We start from the raw sequence: 12,382 nt of genomic DNA on the forward strand, positions 1-12,382 counted from the left end.
CTGGAATTTGGCGCCGCCGCACGAAAGCCTTCGTCTGGCGCGCACTCGTCTCAAGCTGCTCAGCTCCACCCAGCTGCGCAACCACTCTCGTCCAGTCCTCGTTCAGAAGCGATTCGTCTGCCATGCCCCTTGGAATCACGTGTGATTCCAACACTCAAGAATAAACTTAACGCCTATGCGGTCTTCCCTGCGCCCTCTGTTTCGAGAGGGAGCAAGACGGAAGCAAAGCTCGGGCGACATGCGCCGCGAGGATGCGGAGCTGTGTCTGGCTGTCATTGCGAGCCCAGCGAAGCAATCCAGAGTCTTTCCGCGGAGGGATTCTGGATTGCGTCGCTGCGCTCGCAATGATGATGGAGAGGCAGAGTGGTGCCTAAGACCCGTCATCCTGAGGTGCGAGCCTCTTCGGCGAGCCTCGAAGGACGACGGCCCGGCTGCCGCAGCGCGGGTGTCGAGGCATCTCGGCCGTGCATCCTTCGAGGCTCCCGATGGGGCGCTCCGCGCCCCATCACTCGCGCCTCAGGATGACGGGATTGGGAGTTGCGCCCACCCGCCGCCCTCTCGCCCGACGGAATATTTCCGCGCTTGCCAATCAGCCCGGTGCGGTTCAGAAAAACGGGGCAATAAGAAACGCGAGCGGAGACCTGAAGTTTGACCATCAAGGGCAAGGCCTACATTGCCGGGATCTACGAACACCCGACCCGGCACGCGCCGGACAAATCCACCGCCCAGCTCCATGCCGAGGTCGCCAAGGGCGCGATCGAGGATGCCGGGATCAGCAAGGACGATGTCGACGGCTATTTCTGCGCGGGCGATGCCCCGGGCGGTGCCTGGCCGATGGTCGATTATCTCGGCCTGAACACCAAGAAGCTCCGCCACGTCGATTCCACCGAGACCGGCGGCTGCTCCTACATCATTCATCTCGGCCACGCGGCTGAGGCGATCGCCGCGGGCAAGTGCTCGATCGCGCTTGTCACGCTCGCCGGCAAGCCGCGTACCGGCGCGATGCCGCCGCGCGCGGCCGGCGCCGAGGCCGATTTCGAGTCCGCTTACGGCGCGACCACGCACAATGCCTACGGCATGTGTGCCATGCGCCACATGCACGACTATGGCACCACCTCCGAGCAACTCGCCTGGATCAAGGTCGCGGCCTCGCATCACGCGCAGTACAATTCACATGCGATGCTCAAGGACGTCGTCACCGTCGAGGACGTCCTGAACTCGCCGATGATCTCCGATCCCCTGCATCGCATGGATTGCTGCGTCGTCTCCGACGGTGGTGGCGCGCTGATCGTGACGACGCCGGAGATCGCGAAGAGCCTGAAGAAGCCTCTCGTGCGCCTGATCGGCCATGGCGAGGCCATGAAGGGTCCGCGCGGCGGCAAGGATCTCGACCTCACGTACTCCGCCGGCGTCTGGTCCGGCCCGCGCGCGTTCGAGGAAGCCGGCATCACGCCGAAGGACATCAAATACGCTTCGATCTATGACAGCTTCACCATCACCGTGCTGATGCAGCTCGAGGACCTCGGCTTCTGCAAGAAGGGCGAGGGCGGCAAGTTCGTCGCCGACGGCAATCTGATCTCGGGTGTCGGCAAGCTGCCGTTCAACACCGACGGCGGCGGCCTCTGCAGCAACCATCCGGTCAACCGCGGCGGCATGACCAAGATCATCGAGGCTGTGCGGCAGCTGCGCGGCGAGGCGCATCCGAAGGTGCAGGTCAAGAATTGCGATCTCGCCATCGCCCACGGCACCGGGGGCCTTTTGGGAGTTCGCCACGCCGCCTCGACGGCCATTCTGGAGCGCGTGTGATGAGCGAAGTGAAGAAGTATCCGGCCCCGGTGACGAACCCCGAGACCGCAGCGTTCTGGGATGCGGCGAAAGAGGGCAAGTTCATGATCAAGCGCTGCACCGCGTGCGGCGAGGCGCATTACTTCCCGCGCTCGATCTGCCCGTTCTGCTACTCCGACAAGACGGTGTGGGAGCAGGCCTCCGGTGAGGGCACGATCTACACCTACAGCCTGATGCGGAAATCGCCGACCGGGCCTTATGCGATCGGCTACGTCACGCTGAAGGAAGGCCCGTCGGTGCAGACCAATTTCGTCGACTGCGATTTCGAGAAGCTGAAGATCGGCCAGAAGGTGAAGGTGGTGTTCAAGCCGACCGATGGCGCACCGCTGCCGTTCTTCACGCCGGCTTAGGACGGTCCTCATCCTGAGGAGCTTGCGAAGCAAGCGTCTCGAAGGATGGCCACAACAAAGAAGCGTTTCGGGCATCCTCATGGTTCGAGACGGCGCAAGAGCGCCTCCTCACCATGAGGATGAGAACCAGGGGAACCCAGAAAAATGTCCGCCAGATACGAAGAACTCAAAGCTCTCAAAAACATCTGCCAGAAATATGCCTACACTGACCGCGAGGTGATGCTCTACGCCTACGGTATCGGCCTCGGCGCCGATCCCATGGACGAGAAGGAGCTCGCCTTCGTCAACGAGGGCACGCTGACGCCGCGGCCGCTGAAGGTGGTGCCGACCTTTGCGTCCGTGGCCGCCTGGGGCTCGGGCCCGGGTGAGATGAACCTCAACCGCGTGATGGTGGTGGACGGCGAGCGCGACATCACATTTCACCAGCCGCTGCCGGTGGCCGCGCACATCACCGCCGACTCCTCTGTCCTCGAGGTCTACGACAAGGGCAAGGACAAGGGCGTCGTCATCGTTCACCAGACCGTGCTGAAGAACGAGAAGGGCGAAAAGCTCGCAACGCTCGTTGCTTCGCGCTTCGCTCGCGGCGATGGCGGCTTCGGTGGGCCGAACCTGACCCAGCCCGATCCGCACAAGATCCCCGCGCGCGCGCCCGACAAGACCATCGACATCACCACGCGTCCCGACCAGGCGCTGGTCTATCGGCTCTGCGGCGACCGCAACCCGCTGCACTCCGATCCCGAGTTCGCCAAGAAGGCCGGCTTCCCGCGCCCGATCCTGCACGGCATGTGCACCTACGGCATCACCTGCCGCGGCGTGCTCCAGACCTATGCCGACTACGACGCCAGCGCGTTCCGCCAGCACGTCGCGCGGTTCTCCTCGCCGGTCTATCCCGGCGAGACCGTGACCATGGATCTCTGGAAGGACGGCAACGTGATCTCGTTCGAAGCCAAGGTGAAGGCGCGCGGCGTCACCGTGATCAAGAACGGCAAGACGGTGCTGGGGTGACAGGGCCGCTTGCGCGGCTCTGAGTTATTTCGTCATGCCCGGGCTTGTCCCGGGCATCCACGTTCTTTGGTGCAGTTGGCGATCAAGTTCGTGGATGGCCGGGACAAGCCCGGCCATGACGGAGCAAGAAAACAAGAACAGGGAGAAGCCACCATGGGACTACTCGACGGCAAGGTTGCGCTGATCACCGGCGCGGGCGGCGGGCTCGGCGAGGCCTATGCAAAGCTGTTCGCGCGGGAAGGGGCCTCGGTCGTCGTCAACGACCTCGGCGGCCCCCGTGACGGCTCCGGCGCCGACAAGTCCATGGCGCAGCAGGTGGTGGACGCGATCAAGGCCGAGGGCGGCAAGGCCGTCGCCAACGGCGCCGACATCTCCACCATGGAAGGCGGCCAGTCGGTGTTCGACGATGCCATCAAGCATTTTGGCCGCGCCGACATCCTGGTCAACAACGCCGGCATCCTGCGCGACCAGACCTTCGCCAAGGCCTCCGAGGCCGACTGGGACAAGGTGATCAAGGTCCATCTGAAGGGCACCTTTTGTTGCACCCTGCCGGTGTTTCGCTGGATGCGGGAAAATGGCGGCGGCGTCATCGTCAACACCTCCTCGACCTCGGGCCTGATCGGCAATTTCGGCCAGGCCAATTACGGCGCGGCCAAGGGCGGCATCTGGGGCCTGTCCAACGTGCTGGCGATCGAGGGCCGCAAGTACAACATCCGGATCTGGACGCTGGCCCCGGGCGCCCTGACCCGCATGACCGCAGACCTGCCCCGCTATAAGGAGAACCCCTCGGCGGCGCTCGGGCCGGACGGCATCGCGCCGGCCGTGCTATACATGGTCAGCGATTTGTCGGGCGACCAGACCGGCAAGGTGCTGGGCGTGTCCGGGCCCCGCGGCGTGCGCGAGATGCGGATGATGGAAATGGAAGGCTGGAAACCGCCGCATTCGGGCTGGAAGGCCCAGGACATCGTCGATCACGCCAAGGAGATCTTCTTCTCCGAGGAGCAGATCAAAATGGGGGCGCGGCGATTCTAATTAAAAAGTGCAGAATGGATCGTCCCGGCCGGATCATTGGCTTTCTCGCTTTGGCAGCGCTCGCGATCTTATTCGTACTTTACTGGCGGTCGATTGTTTTTGTGACCATGGTTCTGCTCTATACCGCGTGGCACCGATTGTTTGGCTGACACGGCCAGAGCGGAACTAGGTCACTTGCAAGGAGAGATAGGGAAAGACGATGAAACTCACCGCCGACGCCAAGGGCACCTTCGCAATCGCGCCGACGCCGTTCCACGACGACGGCCGGATCGACGAGCGCTCGATCGACCGCTTGACCGACTTCTACGAGGAGGTCGGCTGCGACGGCGTCACGGTGCTCGGCATCATGGGTGAGGCCCCCAAGCTCGATGCCGCCGAGGCCGAGCAGGTGGCGGTGCGCTTCGTCAAGCGCGCCAAGAAGATGCAGGTGATCGTCGGCGTCTCCGCGCCGGGCTTTGCCACCATGCGCTCGCTGGCGAAGGCCTCGATGGATGCGGGCGCGGCCGGCGTGATGATCGCGCCGCCGCCCTCGCTTCGCACCGACGATCAGATCGTCGGCTATTTCAAGCAGGCGGCGGAAGCGATCGGCCCCGACGTGCCCTGGGTGCTCCAGGATTATCCGCTGACCCTGTCGGTGGTGTTCACGCCTGCCGTGATCCGCAAGATCGTCATGGACAATCCGAACTGCGTGATGCTCAAGCATGAGGACTGGCCGGGCCTGGAGAAGATCTCGGCGCTGCGCAACTTCCAGAAAGACGGCTCGCTGCGACCGCTCTCGATCCTCTGCGGCAATGGCGGGCTCTTTTTGGATTTCGAGATGGAGCGCGGCGCCGATGGTGCCATGACCGGTTACGCCTTCCCCGAGCTTCTGATCGACGTCGTGCGCCTGTCGAAGCAAGGCAAGCGCGATGCCGCGCATGATCTGTTCGACGCGCATCTGCCGCTGATCCGCTACGAGCAGCAGCCCGGCGCCGGCCTTGCCGTGCGCAAATACGTGCTGCAGAAGCGCGGCGTCATCGCCTCCAGCGCCCAGCGCAAGCCCGGCGCGACCATCACCGCGGCGGCGAAGGCCGAGGTCGAGTACCTGCTGTCGCGCGTCGCCCGTGTCGACAAGCGCGCCAATCTCGGCCCGCAATCCAGCGCCGCAGGTTAGTTGCATGGCCGAGACATCAGCATCACGCCCGGCGTCGACGATCCTCCTGCTGCGTGACGGCGCAGCACGGGAGATCGAGGTCTTCATGATGGTTCGCCATCATCAGATCGAGTTCAACTCGGGCGCGCTGGTGTTTCCCGGCGGCAGCGTCGATGCCGACGACAACGAGATCGTCGCCCGCGCCGACCTCTATTCGGGCGGCGCGGCCTTGAGCGAAGCGGACCGCGGCTTTCGGATCGCCGCGATCCGCGAGACCTTTGAGGAAAGCGGCATTTTGCTGGCGCGGTCGAAGGAGACGGGCACGCCAATCGACGCCGGACGCGCCGGCGAGATCGCCGACGCGCACCGCGTTGCGCTCAACGAGCACAAGATCAGCTTCCTCGACATTCTGGCCGACAACGGTCTCCAGCTCGCGCTCGACACGCTCGTGCCCTACGCGCACTGGATTACGCCGGAGGGCATGCCCAAGCGCTTCGACACCTGGTTCTTCCTGGCCGCCGCACCGCCGGACCAGCTCGGCGCGCATGACGGGCGGGAATCCACCGATTCGATCTGGGTCTCGCCGCGCGAGGCGGTGGAGGGCGGCGAGAGCGGTCGCTTCAAGCTGCCGTTCCCGACTACGCGCAATTTGATCCGGCTCGCCAAGCAGGCAAACGTGAGCGCGGCGCTGGCGCACGCCCGCAGTCTGTCGATCGTCACCGTGATGCCGGTCATGACCAAGACCGAAACCGGCCGCCAGCTCCGCATTCCCCGCGAGGCCGGCTATGACGGGGAGGTGTTCGAGGTCGGCGCAGTCGGCTAGTACACTTCGATAGGAAACGAAGTATTTGCGATTGCGAACGCGCTAGATTCCGTCCACCGAGAAGGACGGAATGCGCTTCATGGACAACCGGCAGAACACCAACATCGCCGTCGAGCTGGCGCTGCTGGTTGCGCTCGCAGCGCTCTGGGGCGGCTCCTACACCTTCATCAAGCTCGGCGTTGCCACCATCCCGCCGATCACGCTGATCGCGGCGCGCACTGCGATTGCCGGCCTGCTGCTGCTCGTCGTCATGCGGGCGCGGGGCATCAGGATGCCGACGGATGCCGCAACCTGGCAGCGCTTCGCGTTCCAGGCCGTGCTCAACAGCGTGATCCCCTGGACGCTGATCGCCTGGGGCGAGCGCCATGTCGATGCCGCCCTCGCCACCATCCTCAACTCGGCCGGGCCGATCTTCACCTTCCTGCTCACCGCAATCGTCACCCGCCACGAGGCGACGACACCGCGGAAGCTGTTCGGGGTCGTGGCGGGAATGGCCGGCATCCTGCTGATCGTCGGCGTCGATGCCTTTCATGACGTCGACAGCGGCCTCATTGCCGAGGCCGCCATCGTCGCCGCCACCATCTGCTATGCCTGCGCCGCGATCTTCGGCCGCAGCTTCAAGGGCCTCGATCCCATGGCGCCGGCGGCCGGCTCGCTGCTGGCGGGCGCCGCGGTCCTGATCCCGGCTTCGCTGGTCGTCGAGCAGCCCTGGACGCTGTCGCCTTCGCTGAGCTCCGTGCTGGCACTGGCAGCGCTCGCGGTGTTCTCGACCGCGGCAGCGTTCGCGATCTATTTCCGCCTGATCCAGACCCTGGGCTCGGTCGGCACCACCGCGCAGGCTTACCTGCGCGTCCCCATCGGGGTCGCCATCAGCGTCGCTTTCCTCGGCGAGACCTTGAGCCGGACCGCCTGGACCGGCTTGGCCTGCGTCGTCCTGGGCGTCGCCGCCATGACCATCCCGGCCCGCAGGGCAGCCAGCGTCAAACTGTCGTAAAGCTGAAGCGGGCCGGCAGGTCCCGATATTAACGATATTCCGCGTCCTGAGGCATGTTCCCCCCGGGCGGCAATACGTCGTATATTGGGTCTCCAGCAGCCCGGTCCTCAAGCCACCAATGTCCGCCGAATTGACGCCGCCCCCTGAGAAAAGGCGAACATTCTCGCTCTCCATCGGCCAGCTCACCTTCGGCAGCTTTCTGTTGGTGCTGGCGGTGATCATCGTCACCTCGACCGCGAGCGTGATTGCGATCCGCCATATCGACACGACCTTCGCCGAGTTGCAGCGGCTGCAGAGCGTCGGCGACCTTGCCGAGGACATCGACCGCCGCATGAACGAGCTGCGGCTCGCCGCGCGCGACTTCGTCACAGACCCCGGCGCCGGCATCCAGTTCCAGCAAGTGGGCGAGGCGGCCTCGACCCTGAGTGACATCCTGAAGAAGACCCGCATCGAGCTCGCGCCCGAGCAGCAGGACATGATCGACGGGGTCACCGAGCGGCTTGCGACCTATCGCAGTGGCCTCGAGCGAATCTCCACCCTGATCGACCGCCGCGCCCAGCTGCTCGCCGGCCTGCCGCCGCTGCGCGAACAGTTCGATGCGGCGGTCTCCGGGACCGCAGACCGCGAGCTCGCCTCGCGCCTGTCCGAGGCGCAGAGCCGGATCGCGCTCGGATTGCTCGCGCGCAACCCGTCGGCGGCCGAGCAGGCCGCACAGGGCATGCGTGCGATGGATATCACCGATCCCAAGCTCAAGGTGGCGGTGAATGATTATGCCGAGGCGATCATGGCGGTCGCCGTCCGCGAGCGTCAGATCGCCGACATCGACCGCGAGGTGCTCGGCACCGAGGGCCGGCTGATCGGTCGCGTCACCGAATTGTTGCGCGAGGTCAGCGCCCGCCGCGGGCACGTGCTGTCGCGCGATTTTGCCCGCACGCTGACGGAGGCGCGATGGCAGAGCATCGTGCTCGGTACGGTCGGCGTGCTGATCGGCATCGGCGCTGCGTTGTTCGTGGTGCGCAGGACGGTGCGTCCGCTCGCCCAGATCGCGCGATCCATTCGCGCGCTCGCGGCCGGCCGGAAAGACGCGTCGATTCCGTCCGCCGACCTCGACAACGAGATCGGCGACATCGCGCGGGCGGCCGAAGTGTTCCGCCGCGCGCTGGAGGAGGCCGACACCGCGCGCGAGGCGGCGGTGCGCGCGCTCACCGAGCAGCGGCTCGCCGAGGAGAGCTACCGAAAACTGTTCGAGGGCTCGGTCGACGGCATCTATGTGACGACACCGGCCGGCGATCTCCTCAACGCCAATCCGGCGCTGGCGCGGATGATGGGCTATGACAGCCCGCAGCACCTGATCGACAGCATCAACGACATCGCCCACACGATCTACGTCCATCCCGAGGCGCGCGCCGAATACCAGCGGCTGATGGCGCGCGACGGCATGGTGCGCGAGTTCGAGTATCAGGTGCGCCAGCGCAACGGCAACATCCTCTGGCTCTCCGACAGCGCCACGGGCGTGCGGGACGAGCAGGGCAACATCGTTCGCTACGAGGGCACGCTGCGCGACATCACCGACCAGAAGCGCGCGGAAGACGCCATCGCCGAAGGCCGGCGCCTGCTCCAGCAAGTCATCGACACCGTGCCCGCGGTGATCAACGTCAAGGACCGCAATCTGCGCTACGTGCTGATGAACCGCTACATGGCGGGCATCTTCGGCATCGAGCCCGGCGATGCGCTCGGCCGCACCACGGCCGACCTGATGTCGCGCTATGGCGCGGCCAAGTCCGACGAGAGCGACAAGAGGGTGCTCAAGCTCCGCAAAGGGCTCGGCTTCTACGAGGAGGAGTACAAGGACGCGGCAGGCAACATGCGGCAATGGCTGGTCAACAAGCTGCCGCTGCTCGATGCCGAGGGCGAGATCGAGCGGATCGTGACCGTCGCGCTCGACATCGGCGAGCGCAAGCGCGGCGAGCAGGAGATGCGCAAGGCCAAGGAAGCCGCCGAAACCGCGTTGCGCAATCTGCGCGAAACCCAGGCCTCGCTGATCGAGGCGGAGAAGCTCGCCGCGCTTGGGCGCCTGGTCGCCGGTGTCGCCCATGAGGTCAACAATCCCGTCGGCATCAGCCTCACGGTCGCCTCCGCGCTGGAGCGCAAGACCGCAATGTTCACCGCCGATGTCGAGCGCGGCGAGCTACGCCGCTCCACGCTCAACGACTTCCTCAGTACCAGTCGCGATGCGTCCTCGCAGCTCGTCTCCAATCTCAACCGCGCCGCTGAGCTGATTCAGTCGTTCAAGCAGGTCGCCGCCGACCGCAATTATTCGGATCAGCGTACTTTCGATCTCGGCGACCTCACCGAGCAGGTGGTGATGAGCCTGCGGCCGGGCCTGCGCAAGCACAATCTGACGCTCAACGTCGAGTGCCAGCCGGATCTGACCATGAACAGCTATCCCGGCCCGTACGGCCAGGTGCTGACCAACCTGTTTCTCAATTCGGTGGCGCACGCCTTCCCGGACGGCCGGCCGGGGACCATCGAGATCCAGGCGCGCGAGTCCGGCAAGGACAATGTCGAGATCATCTTCTCTGACAATGGCTGCGGCATGTCGCTCGACGTCCGCCGCCGTGCCTTCGATCCGTTCTTCACGACACGGCGCGACCAGGGCGGCACCGGCCTCGGGCTGCACATCGTCTACAGCATCGTCACCAACCGGCTCGGCGGGCGGCTCGATCTCGATTCCGAACCGGGCGGCGGCACCCGTATCCAGATCATCCTGCCGCGCGTAGCGCCGCTCGAGCAGGCCGCGGAATAGCTAATCGACCTCTGCGAGCTTGTGCAGGGTGGCGCCGAAAATCAGGCTGGCCTTGCCGACCAGCGCTGTGCCCGTCATCTCCGCGCGCGTGTCCGTGTAGGTGCCGCTGACGCCGATGCCGACTGGGGCAGGGCCGCCGAACAGCGGATTGTCATCGCCCCGAGGCGACGTGTGCCGTTGCACCAGCACCTCGCCTTTGAAGGTGTTGTTGTCCTTCACCGTGTAGCTGCCGGTGTAATAGAGGTAGGCATCGCCGCCAAGAATCTTGCCGTCGCGGAAGAGAATCACACCGCTGCCCTTGCCGACTCGACCATCGAGCAGGGTCACGTGGATTGAATAGAGGCCGTTCTTCATAACGTCCCGTAGGCCGGCCGCCATCGCCCAATGGCGTAGCCGGTCCGCTTTTATGCCAAAGCCCATCCCCTCGCGCAACGCGGCAGTTTGCCGGCCGGTCGCGGGAGCCCGCAGTGGCAAGCCGTAGTTGTCCCGGCTTGTGCGTGACGCCGTCATGACGCTCTGATGGTGAGGCGAGGCCCGCCGTTACGAATCAGAGTTGGCCCGCGAAATGCATAATCATCATTGCACTGGCCGCGGGGTGCTGGAGCAAGACGAACGTGACCAACTGGATCGATTCCGGCGGCGATGAGCCGTGTCTGTACAGTGTGCGTCCCACGAATTGCAGAAGCGTACAACGGCGGATTGGCAGTGCGATCCGCCGGCGAAACCTGACAAGGCTGGCGTGCGCCCTGGCCTTGATTGCGTTCGCAGTCCCCTTTGGCCACGCGCGCGACCGCGGGCAGTTTGCCAACACCAATGCCGAATTGAAGGCATGGTTCGACAGTCTGCGCAGCGGCAAGGGGCCTTGCTGCTCCGATGCCGACGGCTCGGCGCTCTCGGACTCCGACTGGGACAGCAAGGACGGGCACTATCGCGTCCGCATCCCGCGCCATGGCTACGTGCTCGATGGGCAGCAGCAGGAGTTCGTCTGGGTCGACGTGCCCGAGGAGGCCGTTATCTCGGAGCCGAACCGGGTGGGGCGCACCATGGTCTGGCCGATCTACGGCTACATGGGCGTCACCATCCGCTGCTTTATGCCCGGTAGCATGACTTAGCCGCACGGGGCGTCACGTCGCCCCGGTGGGATGCCTGAGACGGCCAACGCCGCGTCACGTCAGGTGTATTTCTTGTCGCGCTCGAGCAGCTCGATGGAGATGCCTTCGGGGCCGCGGATGAAGCAGATGCGCACGCCCGGCCGGATGGTCGTCGGCTCGCGCGTGAACGTGACGCCTTTGGCCTTGATCTCGGCGGCGACGGCGTCGATGTCCTTCACCGTCAGGCCGAAATGGTCGAGACCCTGATGCGGGTGCGGGGGCGGCGGGTTGACGGCGCTGTCGCCCTCGAGCGGTGCGATGAAGATCCTCGCGCCGCCGAGGTTCACGTCGATCCGTCCTGGCGCGCGCACGATCTCGCCACCAAGGATGTCCCGCAGCCAGGCCGCCGTGGCCTCCGGATCGGGGCTGCGCAGATGGACGTGATCCCAAGTGACGGCGATTGGCATTTCATATTCTCCCAACGGGGGTCTTTCGATGTTGCGGCGCATGTTAGCGGCCTCGGCGGGTGGTCGCCACCGCCCTTGCCGACTCGCATGAAGCGCGGGAACCTTAGTTCCTCTGCCGGATTAAGGTAAGCAGCGACCGAATCCACCGTTGATGGTGCTTCGGCCGCGATCGGTGATGCAACCATGAATGCCAGGCTCGACCGGATTGGATCGGGGCGCTTCGCCGGGGCCAGCGAACGACTGGCGCGCGCCGTAACGATCGCGAGCGTCTCGTTTGGCCGTAGCCTTCTGTGGCTGCTGGCGGCAATTATCGTCGGCTGCGGCGTCTGGATGCTGCTGCCTTTTACCAAAGGCAATAGTGCTGAGCCGGTGAGGGCGGAGCTGGCGGCTGTTGAGGCGGTTCCCTTGGGCGATGCGTCCGCAGTGGCGTTGCCGGCGTCTGAAGCCCAGGTGCCGGTCGCAGCAGAACTCGGTCGTCTCAGGATTTCATCGCAGACCTGGCGCCGCGGCGGCCTTGGCTCCAAAGCCCTGGTGACGTTTACGCTGCGAAACGACAATGACTATGCCGTAAAAGATGTCGAGATCGTCTGCGCCTTCACGCGGCGCGACGGCAGTCATCTTACCGATCGCAGCCGCGTGCTGGCGGATTCGGTCAGCATGAAGAGCCGCAAGACATTTGCGCATATCCCCGTCGGCTTCGTTAACGTGAATGCCGACCAGGCAAAATGTTCGCTGGTTGCAGCACGCCGCGCTTAAAGACGGCGTGTTCCGGTAGCGGAAAAGTTACTCTCATGGTCCTTGGCCAAAAAACCATGCATCGCCATTTGAACCGAAGGG

12 protein-coding genes are annotated in these 12,382 nt (G+C 65.0%); 10 read left to right on the forward strand and 2 right to left on the reverse strand.

The genetic code is table 11. The annotated features are described in order from the left end of the window. Positions 1–648: 648 nt before the first annotated feature. The 8 genes from JQ566_RS24860 to JQ566_RS24895 all read left to right on the forward strand — a co-directional run bounded on the left by JQ566_RS24860 (position 649) and on the right by JQ566_RS24895 (position 9,987). Entirely contained in the window at positions 649–1,806 is a 1,158-nt protein-coding gene (locus JQ566_RS24860; RefSeq protein ID WP_212376964.1) for a thiolase domain-containing protein, read from the forward strand. After that, on the forward strand, positions 1,806–2,195 hold the full coding sequence (locus tag JQ566_RS24865) for a Zn-ribbon domain-containing OB-fold protein (RefSeq protein WP_212376967.1): 390 nt from the start codon (positions 1,806–1,808) through the stop codon (positions 2,193–2,195). The genes JQ566_RS24860 and JQ566_RS24865 overlap by 1 nt, the downstream gene beginning before the upstream one ends. A gap of 144 nt (positions 2,196–2,339) precedes the next feature. Then, on the forward strand, positions 2,340–3,200 hold the full coding sequence (locus JQ566_RS24870; RefSeq protein WP_212376970.1) for a MaoC family dehydratase: 861 nt from the start codon (positions 2,340–2,342) through the stop codon (positions 3,198–3,200). Between the two features lie 153 nt (positions 3,201–3,353). Further along, positions 3,354–4,232 carry an SDR family oxidoreductase gene (locus JQ566_RS24875; protein ID WP_212376973.1) on the forward strand — a complete coding sequence of 293 codons (879 nt, stop codon included), beginning with the start codon at positions 3,354–3,356 and terminating at the stop codon, positions 4,230–4,232. Positions 4,233–4,431: 199 nt separating this feature from the next. Then, a complete protein-coding gene (locus JQ566_RS24880; protein ID WP_212376976.1) occupies positions 4,432–5,385 on the forward strand; it encodes a dihydrodipicolinate synthase family protein in 954 nt (317 codons plus the stop codon). 4 nt (positions 5,386–5,389) lie between these two features. After that, positions 5,390–6,187 carry an NUDIX hydrolase gene (locus JQ566_RS24885; protein WP_212376979.1) on the forward strand — a complete coding sequence of 266 codons (798 nt, stop codon included), beginning with the start codon at positions 5,390–5,392 and terminating at the stop codon, positions 6,185–6,187. 79 nt (positions 6,188–6,266) lie between these two features. Continuing rightward, positions 6,267–7,181, forward strand: coding sequence for a DMT family transporter (locus JQ566_RS24890; protein WP_212377555.1), 915 nt, complete (start codon positions 6,267–6,269; stop codon positions 7,179–7,181). 118 nt (positions 7,182–7,299) lie between these two features. Continuing rightward, positions 7,300–9,987 carry a PAS domain S-box protein gene (locus JQ566_RS24895; RefSeq protein WP_212376981.1) on the forward strand — a complete coding sequence of 896 codons (2,688 nt, stop codon included), beginning with the start codon at positions 7,300–7,302 and terminating at the stop codon, positions 9,985–9,987. Here the strand turns inward: JQ566_RS24895 and JQ566_RS24900 are convergent, their stop codons facing one another. Continuing rightward, positions 9,988–10,341: a GrlR family regulatory protein gene (locus JQ566_RS24900; RefSeq protein ID WP_167406888.1), complete on the reverse strand. Its 354-nt coding sequence runs from the start codon at positions 10,339–10,341 to the stop codon at positions 9,988–9,990. Between the two features lie 260 nt (positions 10,342–10,601). Between JQ566_RS24900 and JQ566_RS24905 the strand changes: the two genes are divergently transcribed. After that, on the forward strand, positions 10,602–11,099 hold the full coding sequence (locus tag JQ566_RS24905; RefSeq protein ID WP_212376984.1) for a hypothetical protein: 498 nt from the start codon (positions 10,602–10,604) through the stop codon (positions 11,097–11,099). A 59-nt stretch (positions 11,100–11,158) separates the two neighbouring features. On the opposite strand, the gene JQ566_RS24910 is transcribed toward JQ566_RS24905, so the two are convergent. After that, positions 11,159–11,545 (reverse strand): VOC family protein, encoded by a 387-nt coding sequence (locus JQ566_RS24910; RefSeq protein WP_028178613.1) that lies wholly within the window; start codon positions 11,543–11,545, stop codon positions 11,159–11,161. Between the two features lie 183 nt (positions 11,546–11,728). Between JQ566_RS24910 and JQ566_RS24915 the strand changes: the two genes are divergently transcribed. Further along, a complete protein-coding gene (locus JQ566_RS24915; RefSeq protein WP_212376987.1) occupies positions 11,729–12,301 on the forward strand; it encodes a hypothetical protein in 573 nt (190 codons plus the stop codon). Positions 12,302–12,382 lie beyond the last annotated feature (81 nt).

It is taken from the genome of Bradyrhizobium sp. SZCCT0231, from assembly GCF_018130245.1.
In the GTDB taxonomy this organism is placed as follows: Bacteria; Pseudomonadota; Alphaproteobacteria; order Rhizobiales; family Xanthobacteraceae; genus Bradyrhizobium; species Bradyrhizobium japonicum_F.